The sequence below is a fragment of the Mixta sp. genome (assembly GCF_024610815.1).
Classification (GTDB): Bacteria; Pseudomonadota; Gammaproteobacteria; order Enterobacterales; family Enterobacteriaceae; genus Mixta; species Mixta calida.
In genome coordinates, this window is the sequence record NZ_JANION010000171.1 from 1 (window position 1) to 17,825 (window position 17,825).

Annotated in this window: 16 protein-coding genes; 4 read left to right on the forward strand and 12 right to left on the reverse strand. The window is 58.1% G+C overall.

From position 1 onward, the window contains the following. The 3 genes from MYY08_RS12780 to yhcN (MYY08_RS12790) all read left to right on the forward strand — a co-directional run. Positions 1-166: YdgH/BhsA/McbA-like domain containing protein (locus MYY08_RS12780; protein WP_288014479.1), on the forward strand; the 166-nt coding region annotated here is incomplete at its 5' end. A 115-nt stretch (positions 167-281) separates the two neighbouring features. After that, on the forward strand, positions 282-551 hold the full coding sequence (gene yhcN / locus MYY08_RS12785) for a peroxide/acid stress response protein YhcN (RefSeq protein WP_038628830.1): 270 nt from the start codon (positions 282-284) through the stop codon (positions 549-551). A gap of 87 nt (positions 552-638) precedes the next feature. Next, positions 639-902 carry a peroxide/acid stress response protein YhcN gene (yhcN, locus tag MYY08_RS12790; RefSeq protein ID WP_084970255.1) on the forward strand — a complete coding sequence of 88 codons (264 nt, stop codon included), beginning with the start codon at positions 639-641 and terminating at the stop codon, positions 900-902. 77 nt (positions 903-979) lie between these two features. Here yhcN (MYY08_RS12790) and MYY08_RS12795 read toward each other — a convergent pair whose 3' ends face one another. The 5 genes from MYY08_RS12795 to aaeX all read right to left on the reverse strand — a co-directional run bounded on the left by MYY08_RS12795 (position 980) and on the right by aaeX (position 5,999). Further along, the gene (locus MYY08_RS12795; RefSeq protein ID WP_038628833.1) at positions 980-1,252 is read right to left on the reverse strand and encodes a barstar family protein; all 273 of its coding nucleotides are present in this window, start codon (positions 1,250-1,252) and stop codon (positions 980-982) included. Positions 1,253-1,299: 47 nt separating this feature from the next. After that, positions 1,300-2,751, reverse strand: coding sequence for an NAD-dependent succinate-semialdehyde dehydrogenase (locus MYY08_RS12800; protein WP_084970256.1), 1,452 nt, complete (start codon positions 2,749-2,751; stop codon positions 1,300-1,302). Between the two features lie 130 nt (positions 2,752-2,881). Further along, complete coding sequence (aaeB, locus tag MYY08_RS12805; protein WP_084970257.1) at positions 2,882-4,843, reverse strand: p-hydroxybenzoic acid efflux pump subunit AaeB; 1,962 nt, start codon at positions 4,841-4,843, stop codon at positions 2,882-2,884. An 11-nt stretch (positions 4,844-4,854) separates the two neighbouring features. Then, a complete protein-coding gene (gene aaeA, locus MYY08_RS12810) occupies positions 4,855-5,787 on the reverse strand; it encodes a p-hydroxybenzoic acid efflux pump subunit AaeA (protein WP_038628837.1) in 933 nt (310 codons plus the stop codon). A gap of 8 nt (positions 5,788-5,795) precedes the next feature. Beyond that, entirely contained in the window at positions 5,796-5,999 is a 204-nt protein-coding gene (gene aaeX, locus MYY08_RS12815) for a p-hydroxybenzoic acid efflux pump operon protein AaeX (RefSeq protein ID WP_038628839.1), read from the reverse strand. A 271-nt stretch (positions 6,000-6,270) separates the two neighbouring features. On the opposite strand from aaeX, the gene aaeR reads away from it, so the two are divergent. Further along, the gene (aaeR, locus tag MYY08_RS12820; protein ID WP_038628840.1) at positions 6,271-7,194 is read left to right on the forward strand and encodes an HTH-type transcriptional activator AaeR; all 924 of its coding nucleotides are present in this window, start codon (positions 6,271-6,273) and stop codon (positions 7,192-7,194) included. A gap of 38 nt (positions 7,195-7,232) precedes the next feature. Here the strand turns inward: aaeR and tldD are convergent, their stop codons facing one another. The 7 genes from tldD to mreB all read right to left on the reverse strand — a co-directional run bounded on the left by tldD (position 7,233) and on the right by mreB (position 17,474). Next, positions 7,233-8,678: a metalloprotease TldD gene (tldD, locus tag MYY08_RS12825; RefSeq protein WP_288014473.1), complete on the reverse strand. Its 1,446-nt coding sequence runs from the start codon at positions 8,676-8,678 to the stop codon at positions 7,233-7,235. Positions 8,679-8,742: 64 nt separating this feature from the next. Beyond that, entirely contained in the window at positions 8,743-12,591 is a 3,849-nt protein-coding gene (gene yhdP, locus MYY08_RS12830; RefSeq protein ID WP_288014474.1) for an AsmA2 domain-containing protein YhdP, read from the reverse strand. A gap of 179 nt (positions 12,592-12,770) precedes the next feature. Next, positions 12,771-14,240 carry a ribonuclease G gene (rng, locus tag MYY08_RS12835; RefSeq protein WP_038630165.1) on the reverse strand — a complete coding sequence of 490 codons (1,470 nt, stop codon included), beginning with the start codon at positions 14,238-14,240 and terminating at the stop codon, positions 12,771-12,773. Beyond that, on the reverse strand, positions 14,240-14,827 hold the full coding sequence (locus tag MYY08_RS12840) for a Maf family protein (RefSeq protein ID WP_038628844.1): 588 nt from the start codon (positions 14,825-14,827) through the stop codon (positions 14,240-14,242). Before MYY08_RS12840 ends, rng begins: the two co-directional genes overlap by 1 nt. An 8-nt stretch (positions 14,828-14,835) precedes the next feature. Next, the gene (gene mreD / locus MYY08_RS12845) at positions 14,836-15,324 is read right to left on the reverse strand and encodes a rod shape-determining protein MreD (protein ID WP_084970260.1); all 489 of its coding nucleotides are present in this window, start codon (positions 15,322-15,324) and stop codon (positions 14,836-14,838) included. Then, a complete protein-coding gene (mreC, locus tag MYY08_RS12850; RefSeq protein ID WP_288014477.1) occupies positions 15,321-16,361 on the reverse strand; it encodes a rod shape-determining protein MreC in 1,041 nt (346 codons plus the stop codon). Before mreC ends, mreD begins: the two co-directional genes overlap by 4 nt. Positions 16,362-16,430: 69 nt before the next feature. Then, a complete protein-coding gene (gene mreB, locus MYY08_RS12855) occupies positions 16,431-17,474 on the reverse strand; it encodes a rod shape-determining protein MreB (RefSeq protein WP_003855260.1) in 1,044 nt (347 codons plus the stop codon). Positions 17,475-17,825: the final 351 nt, after the last annotated feature.

Sequence of the window (17,825 nt, forward strand, 5' to 3'; positions counted from 1 at the left end):
TCTACAGCCTGTCGGCACCGTGAGCCTGGGCGGCGTTGCCGGCGTCCCGATGGATATCCATCAGGCGTTGCAGGCAAAAGCTGAACGTGAAGGCGCCAGCGCTTATCGCATTATCGAAGCGCGTAACAATGACACCTGGCACGTTACTGCTGAACTGTACAAATAAGTTATCCGCTGGCGCAGGCCAGTTGCTTTATCACCGAATCGGGCAGCCCCAGATATAAAAAACGCCATCAAGCCATGCCGGCTGCCGTTACAACTGAATACTCTGGAGTAATACAATGAAAACCACATTCACCCTTGCTGCTTTAGGTTTTGCTACCGTTCTGTCATTCGGCGCCAGCGCTGCCGAACTGGTTACCCCGCAAGATGTCGCCAGCCAGAACCTGCAGCCGATCGGTACTATCTCCGTAAGCGGCATCGACAGCAGCCCGACCACGATCCGCGAACATTTGTCGCGAAAAGCGGACAAACAGGGCGCTTCCGCCTATCGCGTTGTTGAGGCCTATAGCAACGGCAACTACCACGCTACCGCTGAAATTTATAAATAATTACCGGGCGTACGCCTGAATTTGGCATCGATGACCTGGTCTTGATGTTGTATCCCGCAGGTTGTTGATCGCAGGAGAAGATGAACAATGAAAATGAAAACGGCTATCACTGCTCTTGGCCTGCTGTCGCTGGCGACGTTTGGCGCTTCCGCCGCGGAACTGGTGAACCAGCAACAGGCGCAGCATTTGCAGTCTGCGGGGACAATCACCGCCAGCGGCGTCGGCGGTTCGCCGATGGATTATCGCGCGCAGCTTGCTGAAAAAGCGGATGCGCAGGGCGCTCGCGCTTATCGCATTATTGAAGCGCGTACCGGCGATAACTGGCACGCTACGGCGGAAATCTATAAATAATTCCTCGTCACTGCATGACGAACCCTTTGGCCCCATACGTTGGGGCCTTTTTTATGCCGCTTTTTCGTGAGGATCTCTCAGCCCTGACGCACGTTGAAGCGCAGCTGCCCTTCCAGCTCTTCTTCCGCTTCATCAAACAGCAGGATCAGCGCGCCATAGCGACGTTTTTGCCCCGCGCCGAGATGAATAAATTCAATTTCTATCGGTAACGGCAAGGACTCGGTGACAGCATCCCATAAGGTATCAAGATCGACAATTAACTGCTCTGACAGCGCGAAGCGTTCACTGAACTGACGATAAAAATGCGCCTGATCGACGATCTCATTAAAGTCAAACGTCTCTTTCTTCATGCGACTGCTCCGTAATGCGTCATCGGGCGCTTGCGCGCCCGATGGGGTTAAAGGCCGCCAATATGCAGGGCTTTTACTTCCAGATACTCCTCGATACCCAATACCGAACCTTCGCGTCCAAGACCAGACTCTTTTACGCCGCCGAACGGGGCCAGCTCGGTGGAGACGGCGCACTCGTTAATGCCAATCATGCCGCTTTCCAGCGCGGCGGAGACGCGAAAGACCCGTTGCAGATTCTGCGTGTAAAAATAGGCCGCCAGTCCATACTCCGTCGCGTTGGCGCGCTGAATCACCTCCTCTTCGCTGGCGAAGCGGAAGCAGGCGGCTACCGGACCAAAGGTCTCTTCGCGCGCCAGCTTCATCTCTTCGCTGGCGTCGGCAATCACCGTCGGTTGCCAGAAATTCCCGCCCAGCGCGTGTCGCGCGCCGCCCGCCACGATGCGCCCGCCTTTAGCCTGCGCGTCTTTGACATGTTCCTCTACTTTCTCCACCGCTGCGGCGTTAATCAACGGACCAACCACCACGCCTTCATCCATGCCGTTGCCGACCTTCAGTTTATTCACTTCGTCCGCCAGCTGATTGACGAAGCGATCGTATACAGCCTCATGAATAAAGAAGCGGTTAACGCTGACGCAAACCTGGCCTGCGTTGCGGAATTTATTAGCGATGGCCCCTTTTACCGCCGCATCGATATCCGCATCTTCAAATACGATGTAAGGCGCGTTGCCGCCCAGCTCCATCGAGATTTTTTTCATTGTCTCGGCGGCGTTGCGCATCAGCGTTTTCCCCACGGCGGTCGAGCCGGTAAAGGAGATTTTGCGCACCGCGCCGCTGGCCATAATAGCGTCGCTGATAGCATGGGTGTCGCCGGCGACGCCGTTCAGCACGCCGTCAGGCACGCCCGCTTTTTTCGCCAGCGCCAGCAGCGCGAAAGCGGAAAGCGGCGTGTTGTTGGCCGGTTTGATAATCCCGGTGCAGCCTGCGGCCAGGGCCGGGCCCAGCTTACGCGTCAGCATCGCCATCGGGAAATTCCACGGCGTAATCGCGGCAACGACGCCAATCGGCTCGCGCGTCGCCAGAATGCGCGCGCCGGTTTTTGCCGGGGGAATGATCTCGCCGTTAATGCGTTTGGCCTGCTCGGCGAACCACTGAATAAAGCTGGCGGCGTATTCCACTTCGCCTTCCGCCTCTTTCAGCGGCTTGCCCTGCTCCGCCGTCATCAGTTCGCCCAGCCAGCGTTTATTTTCGATAATCAGCTGATACCAGCGGTAAAGGATCTCCGACCGCTGCTTCGCCGTCAGCGCACGCCAGGCGGGAAAGGCCTTTTCCGCCGCCGCGATAGCCTGTTCCGTCTCTTTCTTACCGCCCTTCGCGACTTGCGCGATGACCTCGCCGGTGGCCGGATTCAGCACGTCGAACGTTTCATTGAGAGTTTTCCACTGGCCGTCAATCAGGCAGCCGGTCTGGAAAAGGTCGTTATCCTGCAGGGAATGAGGCATTTTTCGCTCCTGTTTTAATCATCCTGTAAAGCAAAGTATAGATGGCAAAGGCCGGGCATTCGGCCTTTGCTCAGGATGAAGCAGGGAAAAATGGCGCAAGCGCCGGCGCCGGGGCGGCGCCAGCGAGGGATCAGATATTAATCAGAGTATGCTGATATTTTTTAAGCATATCGGCCAGCCGTTTCACCGGCTCCGTTACGCTCAGCGGAGCATCATACTGCATCAGTTTTTCCTGATAAGTATCGAACTCGCGCAGCAGACGCTGGTAGTAATATCGTCGTTTATCATCGCTGCGTGAAGCGATGACCCGATCGGCAGTATAGCGCAGCTGCTTATGGAACGCGGAGAGATCGGCGTTGACCGGAATCTCCGCATTGCGCAGCCGCTGGTGGCCGATAATCAGCGTCAGCGCAATGCGATATTTATCGATATCGCCCGGAAACAGGTTCAGCAACAGAAACAGCTGCTGATAGAGCGCAGGCAGATGATTCTCTTTGCGGCGCGCCTGATTGGTCGTCAGGGCGGAGACCGCGGCATACATAAAGCGATTCAGCAGCGTGCGGCCAGTGCGCGCGCGCGAGTTGTCGCGAATAATCAGGATGACCATCAACGCGACAAAACAGCCAATCACCTGTCCCAGCGCGCTGTCCAGAAACGCATTGACGGAAAAGGTCATCGGGTTATCCAGCACCAGCACGTTAAGCGTACCGATAAAAGCGCCCAGCGTGCCCAGCTGACGCCGCTGAATAAAGATGCCGGCGACAAACGCCAGCGTGCCGACGGCGATGCAGAGCAGCAGCATGCTCTGCTGGGTGGCGGGCAAGATCACCATGAAGTAGAGCGCCCCCAGCGGCACCGCCACCGTCATGCCATAAAGGAAATCTTTGGCCATCATCAGCGGGTTCGGCGCGCGCATCGCCAGCGCGGTGATCACCGCCAGCATAAGCATACAGCCGCTGCCGGAAGTCCAGCCGGAATAGAGCCAGAACAGCGAGCCCAGCGCCGTGGCGACAAAAGTGCGGATGCCGTTGATCATCGCGTGATGCGTTTCTGCCGAACGGGCGCGCACCACTTCCACATCCTCTTTCAGGATCGCTTCTTCCTGCTGACTGATGCTACTGTTGGTCTGAATGCCCTTCAGCAACATCAGATACTGCGTCGCCGCCCCCACCCAGCTCGCCAGCGTCAGCGGCGTGCTTTTACTGCCGGAGGCGCTAATGACGCGACGCAGGTTTTTTAAATGCTTGTGCAGATCGCCAAGGTTATTCACCTCTTTTTCCATCAGCACACCGTACTGCGGCGGAATATATTCCGGCCGCGAGTTCTGGATCAGAAAGGTTTCCGCCGCCTGGGTAATCAGCGTCAGGGAGAGCGTATGCAGCGCCTTCAGGCGTCGATTAGCGCGCTGCCAGCGTGACGATTCCATCATCAGCTGGCTGCGCATGCCGTTAAGGGTCGTGGTGCGACGCACCAGGTTGCCCCAGACTTTATCCACCTCATTCTTATCACCATGCGAAACGCAAAGCTGGAGCAGGCGATACTGCTCGAGCAGCAGCGACTCGATCTCTTTATCAATCACTTTTTTAATCGAGCGCGGCGAGAAAATCATATCCGCAAGGATGGCGCAGACGATGCCGATAACGATTTCGCTACAACGCTCGACGGCAAACTGCGGCGCCAGCATCGGCGTGCCGCCGACATTGACGCTAATCACAATAATCAGTGCGGTATAGCCCGCCAGCCCCAGCGCATAGGAATTTTCAACTCGAATAAGCGAAGAGAGCCAGACGCAGACGCCCGCCCAGATACAGCAGAGCAGCAGCATCACCACCGGCGCGCGAATAGTGGCAATCATAATCACCAGCGCCGCCAGACAGCCGAGAAAGGTGCCGATAATACGCAGCATGCCACGGTGACGCAGCGCGCCGGAGTAAGGATCGCCGCCCGCGGCGAAAGCGGTGCCGCCCGCTACGATACCGGCGGTCATCACCGCCCAGCGCGGCGTTTCCAGATTAAAGTGGAAACCCACCAGCAGCGCCGCCAGCAGAGCGAAAGTCAGCTTAACCGGGAAGCGTATCCGTTCGAGTTGCATCACGCCCTCGCTTAACCGAACTCACGCAGGCGGTGCAGCAGCCGGGAAAGCGGCGACTGCGGCCCCTGTTCACGGTCTTTCTCGCCGGTGACCACCACCGTCGCGGTGGTGCCGGCCGGATAGAGATTGCCCTGTTGACGATCGAGGCGGATCTTAACCGGCACGCGCTGCGCCAGACGCACCCACTCCAGGTTGGAGTCGATGGTCGCCATCCCTTTGCTGTCGACGCTACTGCTGCTGTTGGTCACCCCGGCGGCGATGGAGTCCACCGTGCCGCGCAGCACACGCTCGCTGCCCAGCGGCGTGATTTCAGCGCGATAGCCCGGACGGATGCCTTCCAGCTTGGTCTCTTCCATATAGGCCATGATGTAGTAAGAGTCCGCCTTCACCAGCGCGACCGACGTAGTGCCGCGGTTGATAAACTCGCCGGTAAAGACGTTAAGGTTGGTGACCCAGCCGTTAGACGGCGCGCGGATCACGGTGCGATCCAGATCCAGCTTCGCCAGATCGCGCGAGGCCTGCGCTTTCGCCAGCTGATGTTCGGCGGTTTGCAGATCGTTGTTCGACTGCTCAATTGCTTCGCGCGACATGGCGATCACGCCCAGCTTATTACGCCGCGCCGCTTCACGCCGTTTTTCATCCACCAGCGACTGGTAATACTGGACATCGGCTTCCGCCTCGGCCAGCGTTTTCTCGAAGCGCGGCTGGTCGATGGTGAACAGCACGTCGCCCTTCTTCACATACTGGTTGTCGCGCACCCGCACGTCGGTAATCAGACCGGTCACGTCCGGCGCGATCGCCACCACGTCGGCGGTAAATTTCGCATCACGCGTCCAGGGCGACTCGGTGTAAAAAGCCCAGGCGCGGAACACGACGACTACGGCTATCGCAACCAGAATCAGGGTAATAGCATAGCGCGCAATTTTTCTTATTAGAGCTTTCACTTAAAACCTCAGACGAACAGACGGGATACCAGATAAAACAGGCAGCAGTAGAGAGCGGTGTTAAACAGCGCCGGATGCCAGACAAAATCATAAATGCCGACCGGCAGCAGCATGCGACGCACCAGCCAGAACAGCAAAAGCGAAACGATGATTTCAAAAAATATGGGCGGGAAAGAGAGCCCAAATATGACAATAACCGGTAACACACTCATCTTTTATCCTTGTTGATACGTAACCGGGCCTTTCCGTTATGCCAACACGAAGCTAGCCTGTTGCTACAGGAAGTTTCGCGTTATGGGTTGATGATGGTTGGTCCACAGGTACACTGTCAGACGAATATCAGAACCTAAAGCATAGCGTGTACTACATACTTTGACACAGAAGGTGAGTAACCAGACGGCAACCCGGCGTCATATAGTAACGCGCCTGACTATACGTTATCTACATAATGTGATCTAAATCACTTTTAAGCCAGAGTGAATAATGGAACGTCTGAAAGGAATGTCAGTTTTCGCCAAAGTGGTTGAATTAGGTTCATTTACCGCCGCTGCGCGCCAGTTACAAATGAGCGTCTCTTCCATCAGTCAAATTATGGCAAAACTGGAAGATGAGCTGCAGGTGAAATTACTGAATCGCAGCACGCGCAGTATCGGTCTTACCGAAGCGGGACGTATCTACTATCAGGGCTGTCGCCGCATGCTGAATGAAGCGCAGCAGGTGCATGAACAGCTCTACGCGTTTAACAATTCGCCCATCGGCACGCTACGTATCGGCAGCTCCTCCACCATGGCGCAAAACGTATTGGCAACCATGACGGCTGAAATGCTACAGGAATACCCCGGCCTGACGGTCAACCTGGTGACCGGCATTCCGGCGCCCGATCTGATCGCCGATGGTCTCGACGTGGTGATCCGCGTTGGCGCGTTACAGGATTCCAGCCTTTTCTCACGACGGCTCGGCTCGATGCCGATGGTGGTCTGTGCGGCGAAACATTATCTGGAGCAGCACGGCACGCCGGAGAAGCCCGCCGATATCGCGAATTTCTCCTGGCTGGAATATAGCGTGCGCCCGGACAGCGATTTTGAGCTGATTGCGCCAGAGGGCATCAGCACCCACCTTTCACCGCAGGGCCGTTTCGTCACGAATGATTCGCAAACGCTGATCCGCTGGCTAAAAGCGGGCTGCGGCATCGCTTACGTGCCATTGATGTGGGTGATTGAGGAGATTAAGGCGGGCGAGGTGGAGATTCTTTTCAGCCGCTATCAGTCCGATCCGCGTCCGGTCTATGCGCTTTATACCCAGAAAGATAAGCTGCCGTTAAAGGTGCAGGTGTGTATCGACTATCTTAGCGCCTGGTTTAAGAAGGTGGCGCAGATTTATCAGGAGCACCGCGAGAGCGGTGCGTAGTCCCCCTGACGTCAAAGCCGCCAGGGGCAATAGCATGATCAGGCGGTGCCGCCGACGGTCAGGCGATTCAGCTTCAGCGTTGGCTGGCCGACGCCGACCGGCAGACTTTGTCCCTCTTTACCGCAGACGCCGACGCCTTTATCCAGCGCCAGATCGTTGCCGACCATTGAGATCTGCTGCATTGCTTCAATACCGGAACCAATCAGCGTGGCGCCTTTTACCGGACGGGTTACCTTGCCCTTCTCAATCAGATAGGCTTCTGAGGTTGAGAAGACAAATTTGCCGGAGGTGATATCCACCTGACCGCCGCCGAAGTTTGGCGCATAGAGGCCATATTCGACGCTTTCGATAATTTCCTGCGGCGTGGACTGTCCGGCCAGCATATAGGTATTGGTCATGCGCGGCATCGGCAGATGCGCGTAGGATTCACGTCTTCCGTTGCCGGTCGGCGCGACGCCCATCAGACGCGCGTTAAGCTTATCCTGCATATAGCCTTTCAACACGCCGTTTTCGATCAGCACGTTGTACTGTCCCGGCACGCCTTCATCATCGATCGCCAGCGAACCGCGCAGGCCGCTGATGGTGCCGTCATCCACGACCGTACAAAGTTCGGAAGCGACCTGCTTGCCCATCTGACCGCTGAACATCGAGGTGCCGCGACGGTTGAAGTCGCCTTCCAGACCGTGGCCCACCGCTTCATGCAACAACACACCCGGCCAGCCTGCGCCCAGCACCACCGGGATAGAGCCTGCCGGCGCCGCCACGGCGGAAAGGTTTACCAGCGCCATGCGCACCGCTTCGCGCGCCCAGCGCTCCGCGCGCACTTCGCCCGCTTCATCCGCCAGGAAGAAATCGTAGCCGGTGCGCCCGCCGCCGCCGCTGGAGCCGCGCTCGCGCTTGCCGTCTTCTTCGACTAATACGCTGACCGACAACCGCACCAGCGGACGCACGTCCGCCGCCAGCGTGCCATCGGTAGCCGCCACCAGCACCAGCTCATAGACGCCGGTCAGGCTGGCGCTCACTTCCTGCACGCGTTTGTCCGCCGCGCGCGCTGCGCTGTCCACCCGGTGCAGCAGGGCGATTTTCTCTTCGCGCGCCAGGCTTTGCAGCGGATCGTTCATTGGGTAAAGCGCGCGATGGTTGACCGCCGCCAGCGCCTGCGCCCGCCCATCGCCCTGTTCACGCACGATGCTACGCGCCGCCTGTGCGCTTAGCTGCAACGCAGTCAGCGTGATTTGATCGGCATAGGCGAAGCCGGTTTTTTCGCCGCTGACGGCGCGCACGCCGACGCCCTGGTCGATATTCCAGGAGCCATCTTTAATAATGCGGTCTTCCAGCACCCAGGATTCATGATAGCTGGACTGGAAGTAGAGATCGGCATAATCCAGACGACGTTCTGAAAGCTGCCCAAGCAGGGTGAACAGATCCTGCTGATTGATGTTGTTCGCAGTTAGCAATTGCTCACTTACCAGATTCAGACTCATCGTTTCTCACTCGTTGTGTGACATTATTGCTATAGCCTGCGGTAATTCCCCTGCGGCGTCAAATTCACTTCTCGCTCTTTTCACGCGGCTTACGCAATACCTCATTAATTTCCGGCTTATCTATCGGGCCGCTGATGTGATAGCGCAACAGGGAAATTTTATTCCACAGCGGGCCGAGCACTTTACTGGCGGCGAATACCGCCGCGCCAACCACCGGGTTAATCGCAAAAGCGGTCGCCACGCCGACCGATGCGGAGATTTCCGGCGCCACCACCGCCTCCATATCGATCTGCCGCTGCACCAGGTCAAGCTGGCCCTGCATGGCGATATCCGCCTCCAGCCCATCCACCAGCAGATTATCGGTCTGCATGACGCCATCTTTGATCCACGCCGTGCCGTTAATAGAGTCGAACCAGAACCCTTCGCTAAAAGTGTCGCTGAAATCGAAACGCAGTTTGCGCAGCAGCGCATCGAAGCTGACCAGCCGCAGCAGCTGTCCGGCCCGGCCACTGCTGACGTCAGCGATCTGTCCCTTGCCGAAGTGGGTTTTCAGCACGCCGCTCAATGAAGTTTCCGAAGGCTGCCACGGCGCGGCGCGCCAGTGCAGGTCGTAATCCAGCATAAAAGAGGCGTCGCGCAGCGGGGTGTTGACGCCAAACCAGTTGGTGGCGTTGTTAATATTCTTGCCGCTCAGTTTCCCTTTCAGCGAGGTGCGCTGGTCGTCAGGCCGGTTTACCCACTCGCCGTTGACCTCCAGGCGCGAACTGCCGGTATCCACCACGCCATTAGTAAGCGCTAACGTATCCCCGCGCGGCGTCAGGTTCGCCTGCATGCGGCCAAACTTCTGACCACGCAGCCAACAGTCGTCGCAGATCAGTTGTAGCGCGGGCCAGCTGGCGAAATTGATGTCGCCGCTCTGCTGCGGTAATGGAGATGAGGCTCCGCCATCGCTTTTTGGCCATACCGGGTTGTAATAGAGCCAGGCGAGATGCGCGCGCCACGGTCCGCTGGCAGGCATATCGAGCCTACCGCTGATTTCGCGCCCTTTCGCCTCGGCCTGCATACCGCCCGCCATCTGCTGACGCAGCGTAACCGCAGTATCGTGCCACTGCTGGCCCGCCAGCTGAAGCGCGGGCGTACTGAGCGTAATTTCCCCCGGCAGCGCGTTTTTGCTCAGGCCTTCCGCCGGCACGCTTTCTTTGCCCGGCTTTTTCTTCGCCTCGTTCTGTGACGAGCCCTCTTTCGCCATCAACAGCTTCAGCCAGCTGTCGCCGTCAAGCGGCGGCAGGTTCAGCATCATGCCGCGCGTTTCAGGCAGCGTCGGCGTGGCGCGCGCATCATTCAGCCAGATGCCGCGATCGAGACGCAACGCTTTGCCCAGCAGCCAACGGCTGTTAAAGCGGTGATGATTCGCCACAGCGCCTTCCAGATCGAAATGGCGCAGATCGCCCGTCACGCTTGCTTTCAGCAGCATTGCGCTGCCGCGCATCTTATCGAGCGGCGCAGGTAAGTGACTGCTTACATCTTTTAGATCGCCGGAGAGGTTGATTTTGTAATTCGCACCGCCGCCGTGCGGCAACGTGATCGCCACGTCGCCCTGCCAGGGAAGTTTGCCGCTCAGCTGCTGGCTGACGCCAGCCGGCAAAGGAGAGAGTCGGTTAACCTGCCAGTCGGCCGCCAGGTTAACGCCAATCTGATACGACTGCGGCTGCTCCTCCGTATGAAAATCGACGTTGATCGGCTGACCGAACCAGTTAGCCTCCAGGGTATCGCTGCGCAGGTTGCCGTTGTCGTAGGTAAAGCTGCCGTTTAAGCCGGTAAGCCGGGTATTCAGCGGCGCAACGAACAGTGAGTTATCTTTAAGCTGCACGTCGCCGCGCGCATGAACCAACTGGCCGTCCAGCGGAATATCCAGCTTCAGGTGGCCGCCGGTCTGACCGCCCAGCTGCAGTTCATCCAGCGCTGCGCCCAGCGACGAGCGCAGCGGCGTCTGATTGAAATAGTCGCGGATATCGGCCGCCTCGCCGCGCAGATCGCCGCTAATCAACAGCTTCTCTTTCAGATAGTCTGGTATCACCGCGCTGACGTTGTTCGCCTGCACCTTGCCCAACATCGCTTGCTGCGCCTTCATCCACAGGCTGTCGTTAACAAAATCGAGATCGATATCAAGCTTATCAATTGACGGCCAGCCAGGCTGGAAGGCGTAGCTGGCGTTGCGCAGCGGCACCCAGACTTCAAACATGCCGTCGTTATGGCGGAAAGGGAAAAGTTTCGGGTTGCCCGCGAACAGCAACGTGGCATTGGAAACCTGCCCGCCTTTGATAGCGCCGCTGAGATAGTTGGTTAAGCCAGTGCCCATCAGCGGCTCAGGGAAATAGCGCCAGGCGTCGCCCGCGTTAGTGACGTTAATCCCGGCCAGAATATCGAGCCGCGGCGCCTGGCCCGTTGCCTGACGGTAGCTGAAATCGCCTCTGGCCCAAAGCGATCGGGCCTGTATATCAAGATCTCGTCCCTGCAGCGCCAGCGCGTTTTTGCTGTGCTGCCAGCTCAGCGTACCGCTCGCCTGCGCAATCTCCAGCGGCGCGCGGAACATGGTGCCGTAAGGCATCACCGCATCGTTAACGCGAATATCAAGGCGGCCGTCGGCCAGGCTGCCATTCAGCGCGCCCGTCACGTGCTGCGCGCCGGGCAGCAGCTGCCAATGCTGCCAGCTCATATCACGCCAGCGCGCCTGAAAACGGGTTTGATCCGGCTGACGCAGCGGGACATCTAGCGCCAGCGCATCAATTTCACCCTGCGGATGCAGGGTACGCCAGTTCTCCAGCATCTGCGGCGAAAGGCGGGAAAAAAGCGGGATTAACGGTTCGAGCCGCTGTAAATTCAGCCCGGTAGCGCGAACGCGCAGCTCCTCTTCGCTCTCCGGTCCGGGCGCGTCGCCCTGAGCTGGCTGCCACGCGAGAGCGAAATGCCCTTTCGGCCAGGGTTCGCCGTCGGTGCGCAGGTTGTTTTGCGGTACGGTAACGGTCCAGCCACTGCGCCAGCGCGCCAGATGCAGCCCAAGGTTATCCACCTCCAGGCGGTGCGGACGCTTATCGCCCTGCCAGTGCGCGCCGCCCTGTTTAAGCCAGACATCGCCGTCGTAAATTTCACCCTCTTTCAGGCTCAGCCAGGCCGCCAGGCTGAACCGGGCGCGCTGCAGCGTGGTATTGTCACGCATCCACTGTCCCAGCCAGGGTTTAACGTCCACATCGTCCGCCTGCAGCCAGATGCGACCATTGTTCAGCAGGCCATTCTCATCGCGCAGATCGAGCCGCACCTGCACCACACCGTGCTGCCCGGTAAAGCTGGAAAGACTGACCTCCCCCTCCGCGCGGTGACGCGCTTTTTCATTCAGCCAGCTCAGGCGCGGGATCGCCAGCTCGGCTCGCTGTCCCGAAAGCGTCTGGAAACGGATGCGGCTGTCGCGCAAGTCGAAATGGTCGAACTGGCGCAGGAAGAGATCGTTAATCTGACCCGCTTTAAGGTTGTGATTGGCGGCGTCGTTACTGATCAGCGGAGAGCGGCTGTCGAGATCGAGTTGCCAGAAGGTTAATTCACGGAACTGCCAGCGGGCATGCAGCAGGGACTGCCAGACATCCAGCGCCAGCGTAACGCGGCCGATATTGAGCGAGCCGCCGTCAGGCAGCGCCACCGTCAACTGGCGCGCGTCCAGCGTCGGGCCGAAGTTTTCCCAGCGTCCCTGGAGCGAGGCGGCATCGACTTTTAAACCGGTCGCCGAGGAGACGGCGTCAAGCAGCGTGTCGCGGTGGCGATCGATATGCGGCATGACCAGCCGCAAACCACTGACCAGTAGCGCAACGATGACGATCACCGCTGCGCCTGTAAGTAACAGGATCCTGGGCAGTTGCCTCACACACCTCTCCTTGTCTTGCGCAAACTGAACGGATGAATAAGCTGGCTCACATTCCCGAATGTGCCTTTGCAGCAACAGCAGGAGAAGCAAATCAGATGCAGTTTACCTGAAACAGGCGCGCATTTTTAGCGCTTGACCGGAGAGAAACCGCAAATGCGGGCCAAAATCTTAACCCGATTTTACATCATCACGACGTCGAACTGCTCCTGGGTATAGAGCGGCTCGATCTGCACTTTCACCTGCTTGCCGACAAACAGCTCCACCTCGGCCAACGCATGCGATTCTTCACTTTTCAGCGCTTCGCCAACGGTCGGAGAGACGTAGACCAGAAAACGATCGGAGTCGTAGGCGTGATGCACGCGCACTATCTCGCGCATAATTTCATAGCAGACGGTTTCAACGGTTTTCAGCGTGCCGCGCCCTTTACAGACCGGGCAGTCCTGACACAGCACATGCTCGATGCTTTCGCGGGTGCGCTTGCGCGTCATCTCCACCAGTCCCAGCGCGGAGAAACCGTTGATGCTGGTTTTCACCCGATCTTTGCTCAGCGCACTCTCCAGCGAATGCAGCACCCGACGGCGATGCTCCTCATTATTCATATCGATAAAGTCGATAATGATAATGCCGCCCAGATTGCGCAGACGCAGCTGCCGGGCGATCGCCTGCGTCGCTTCAATATTGGTATTGAAGATGGTTTCGTCCAGGTTGCGATGGCCGACAAAGGCGCCGGTATTGATATCGATGGTGGTCATCGCTTCGGTCTGGTCGATAATCAGGTAGCCGCCCGACTTTAGCTCAACCTTGCGATCGAGCGAGCGCTGAATTTCGTTCTCTACGTCGTAGAGATCGAAGATTGGCTGCTTGCCGCTGTAGTGCTCCAGCTTAGCGGTCATTTCCGGCATATATTCGGAAGTGAATTCCAGCAGCAATTCATAGGTCAGGCGCGAATCGACGCGGATGCGATCGAGCGCGGCGCCGGCGAAATCGCGCAGTACGCGCTGTGCCAGCGCCAGTTCGCCATAAAGACGGCAGCGGGTCTTGTTGCGCTTTTTGCGCTCCATCACCTTGGTCCACAGGCGCTTCAGAAACGCCGCGTCCTGGGCCAGCTCCTCTTCACCGATCCCTTCTGCGGCAGTGCGGATAATGAATCCGCCCTGCTCGTCGCAATAAGCGGAGACCACTGCCTTCAGGCGATCGCGCTCCGCTTCGCTTTCAATGCGCTGCGAAACGCCAACGTGCGAGGCGCCCGGCATAAAGACCAGGTAGCGCGAAGGCAGCGTAATATCGGTAGTCAGACGCGCGCCCTTGGTACCCAGAGGATCTTTTACCACCTGCACCATCAGATCCTGCCCCTGGCGCACCAGTTCGGCGATATCCCTGACGCTGAAGTTCTTCTGTTCTTCGCCCGCCACGCATTCGGTATGCGGCATAATATCGGAGGCGTGCAGGAAGGCGGCTTTATCCAGGCCAATATCGACAAAGGCAGCCTGCATGCCCGGCAGAACGCGACTGACGCGGCCTTTATAGATGTTGCCGACGATGCCGCGCTTCGCTTCGCGTTCGATATGGATTTCTTGCAGGATACCGCCGTCAATATAAGCTACGCGCGTTTCCGATGGCGTAACGTTAACCAGTAGCTCAGCCGTCATCATGTCCTCTCACCCACCTCACGCAATGACTGGAAATGACTGAACAACTCGCTGGTTTCCACCAGCGGCAGGCCAACCACTGCGTGATAGCTTCCGTTAATTTTCCTGACAAAATTGCCGCCAAGCCCCTGAATGCCGTAAGCGCCAGCCTTATCCATCGGTTCGCCGCTGGCGATGTAATCGCTGATATCCTGCGGCGTCAGCAGACGAAAGGTGACGTCGGTCAGCACCAGACAATCCAGCTCGCGCTGACGATCGGCAAGCGCCACCGCGGTCATGACCTGATGGGTTTTGCCCGACAGGCGCGTCAGCATTTCCGCCGCGTGCGCCGCATCGCGCGGTTTTTCCAGCACTTCGCCGTTCAGCACCACGATGGTATCCGCGCCCAGCACCGGCAGATCCTGCGGCGCGACCGCCACGCCCGCCAGCGCCTTTTCCCGCGCCAGACGACGCACATAATGCTGCGCGCTCTCTTCTTCGCGGCGCAACTCTTCAACGTCGGTAATGACACGCTCAAAATGCAGGCCAAGCTGCGTCAGCAGTTCGCGACGGCGCGGCGAACCGGAGGCAAGATAAAGGGATAACATAGTTGTCCTTATTGAACAGCGAATTGTCGACGAATCTTTCTCATCAATAAGAATAGCCAGGGCCACAAAATACCGTCTATAACGCTGCTCCAGAAAATCTCCGGGCGGAACGAGATATTAATTACTAAAAATTCGGCCCAGAACACAATCACATTCATCGCCAGCGAGAGCACCATTACCATCAGGGCCTGCTGCCATAATGCCAGATTGCGGAACAGCTGGAATTTGAACGCCACCAGATAAGCGATGATGCTGAGCGCCAGTGCGCGCACCCCCAGCGTCGAGCCAGAGATGAGGTCCATAATGGCGCCCATCACGAAGCCGGTGCCGACGCTTACCCGATGCGGCAGCGCCAGCAGCCAGTAAATCAGAATCAACAGCAGCCAGGAGGGCCGGAACATATAGAGATCGTCCGGCCATGGCATGATTTGCAGCACCAGCGCGACCAGGAAGGAGAGCCAGATAACCCAGCGGCCATGACTGCGATAGCGGCTCAAGGCTGGCCTCCCTGTGCGGCGGGACGGTTGCCGGCAGGCGGGTTGCTGCCCGTCGGTCGACTGACCGCAGGCGCTGCGGGCGATGCCGCTCCCGCTTCAGACGGCGCAGGCGGCCCCATTTCGCCCGCTGGCGGCAACACTTGCGGCATCATTTGCATCAGACGTTCGTTGGCTACCCGATGCACTTCATCCGGCGCCATCGGCAGATCGCCGTTGCGATCCGCGCCCCACAGCAGCAGCAGATAGCGCAGACGCTGCAGGCCTGCCGTCGGACGCGCCTGAATCACCGTATAGGCGCGCTGCGTGTCCACTTTCACCGACGAGACCACGCCGACCGGGTAGCCTTCCGGGAAACGACCGCCCAGGCCGGAAGTCACCAGCACGTCGCCGACGCGAATATCGGTATTGCCCGGCAGATGCTCCAGCTGCAAATCTTCGGTACAGCCGTTGCCGGCGGCGATGACGCGAATATCGTTACGCAGCACCTGGATCGGCAGCGCATGGGACGCATCGCAAATCAGCAGCACGCGGCTGGTCATTTGACCCACTGCAATGACCTGCCCGACGACACCTTTATCACTGATCACCGGCTGACCTTCGTAAACGCCGTTGAGGCTGCCCTTATCGATGACCACCTGATCGGTATAAGGATCGGTGCCGGTAGAGATAACCTGCGTCACCATCTTCTGCTCATCCTGACGCAGCGGCGACCCTAAGAGCTCGCGCAGGCGCGCGTTTTCCTGCCGGTATTGTCCCAGCATCAGCAGCTCGCTATTTTTCAGAAAGAGTTCGCGCTGCAGCGCTTTATTTTCCTGTTCCAGCTGCTGGCGAGAGGCCAGCGTTTCAGCAACGCTGTCCAGAATTTGTCGTGGCCCGTTGGCCAGAAAATAGAATGGACTAACCGCCGTGTCCATATAGTTACGGATTTGGGTAAACGAACCCACGCGGCTGTCGGCGACGATGATGCCGATTGCCACGATAACCGCCAGAAAAAGGCGGAGCTGCAGGGAGGGTCCTCTGCTGAAAATTGGCTTCATAAACTCTGCGTATTCCCCGACATCATGAAAAGGGAGCGCGGCCTGCGCCTGGCGCTCCCTTCTGGCAGATTATTCTTCGCTGAACAAATCGCCGCCGTGCATGTCGATCATTTCCAACGCTTTGCCGCCGCCGCGCGCGACGCAGGTTAGCGGATCTTCAGCCACTACTACCGGAATGCCGGTCTCTTCCATCAACAGACGGTCAAGGTTGCGCAGCAGCGCGCCGCCGCCGGTCAGCACCATTCCGCGTTCTGAAATATCAGAGGCCAGTTCTGGCGGACACTGCTCCAGCGCCACCATCACCGCGCTGACGATGCCGGTCAGCGGCTCCTGCAGGGCTTCCAGAATCTCATTGGAGTTGAGCGTAAAGCCGCGCGGCACGCCTTCAGCCAGGTTACGTCCGCGCACCTCGATCTCGCGCACCTCGTCGCCCGGATAGGCGGAGCCGATCTCATGCTTGATGCGTTCGGCGGTCGCTTCGCCGATCAGCGAGCCGTAGTTACGGCGTACATAATTGATAATCGCTTCATCGAAACGATCGCCGCCGATGCGGACAGATGAAGAATAGACCACGCCGTTCAGAGAGATGACCGCCACTTCGGTGGTGCCGCCGCCGATATCCACAACCATAGAGCCGGTCGCTTCAGACACCGGCAGGCCTGCGCCAATTGCCGCGGCCATCGGTTCTTCGATCAGGAACACTTCGCGCGCGCCTGCGCCCTGAGCGGATTCGCGGATTGCGCGGCGCTCAACCTGGGTGGCGCCGACGGGTACGCATACCAGCACGCGCGGGCTGGGACGCATAAAGCTGTTGCTGTGCACCTGCTTAATAAAGTGCTGCAGCATTTTTTCGGTAACGAAGAAATCGGCGATAACGCCGTCTTTCATTGGGCGAATAGCGGCAATATTGCCCGGCGTACGACCAAGCATCTGTTTTGCGTCATGACCGACTGCCGCTACGCTCTTTGGGGAGCCGGCACGATCCTGACGGATGGCAACGACGGAGGGCTCATTCAGCACGATGCCCTGGCCTTTGACGTAAATCAGGGTATTCGCAGTACCCAGGTCAATGGACAAGTCGTTGGAAAACATGCCACGAAATTTTTTAAACATACTAAAGGATAATCCTGCAAGCTGGGGGCGGAAAATAAAATCCGCTTACTTTACCAACCACGCGAAGCCGCCACAAGGCGCAAAAACGTTCTACTTCGGTGAAAAATCACGCTATCTCGCGCTTGTTACCAGATCGCCGAAGCGAGGCAACAATATTCAGCTGTAAAACCAGCTAAATGCCCACGAAATCGGGCTGGTAAGCGGACATAACAGTTATAAAATCTAACATTTAATTTCCACGGCGCCTGCGCGCCGCAAACAGCCGCCGGCTGCAAAACCGCGCGCTATTATGTCAAATCATCGGTTAAACCCGAACTCTTTGAGAATATTTTTTCACATTGCCGTTCACCA

What these genes read in the sequence shown, in the direction of transcription:
- MYY08_RS12795 (WP_038628833.1), bottom strand. Translation starts at nt 1,252, where the DNA reads ATGAAGAAAGAGACGTTTGACTTTAATGAGATCGTCGATCAGGCGCAT.
- aaeR (WP_038628840.1), top strand. Translation starts at nt 6,271, where the DNA reads ATGGAACGTCTGAAAGGAATGTCAGTTTTCGCCAAAGTGGTTGAATTA.
- MYY08_RS12840 (WP_038628844.1), bottom strand. Translation starts at nt 14,827, where the DNA reads ATGTTATCCCTTTATCTTGCCTCCGGTTCGCCGCGCCGTCGCGAACTG.
- aaeX (WP_038628839.1), bottom strand. Translation starts at nt 5,999, where the DNA reads ATGAGTGTGTTACCGGTTATTGTCATATTTGGGCTCTCTTTCCCGCCC.
- tldD (WP_288014473.1), bottom strand. Translation starts at nt 8,678, where the DNA reads ATGAGTCTGAATCTGGTAAGTGAGCAATTGCTAACTGCGAACAACATC.
- MYY08_RS12800 (WP_084970256.1), bottom strand. Translation starts at nt 2,751, where the DNA reads ATGCCTCATTCCCTGCAGGATAACGACCTTTTCCAGACCGGCTGCCTG.
- yhcN (WP_038628830.1), top strand. Translation starts at nt 282, where the DNA reads ATGAAAACCACATTCACCCTTGCTGCTTTAGGTTTTGCTACCGTTCTG.
- rng (WP_038630165.1), bottom strand. Translation starts at nt 14,240, where the DNA reads ATGACGGCTGAGCTACTGGTTAACGTTACGCCATCGGAAACGCGCGTA.
- mreC (WP_288014477.1), bottom strand. Translation starts at nt 16,361, where the DNA reads ATGAAGCCAATTTTCAGCAGAGGACCCTCCCTGCAGCTCCGCCTTTTT.
- yhcN (WP_084970255.1), top strand. Translation starts at nt 639, where the DNA reads ATGAAAATGAAAACGGCTATCACTGCTCTTGGCCTGCTGTCGCTGGCG.
- mreB (WP_003855260.1), bottom strand. Translation starts at nt 17,474, where the DNA reads ATGTTTAAAAAATTTCGTGGCATGTTTTCCAACGACTTGTCCATTGAC.
- aaeB (WP_084970257.1), bottom strand. Translation starts at nt 4,843, where the DNA reads ATGCAACTCGAACGGATACGCTTCCCGGTTAAGCTGACTTTCGCTCTG.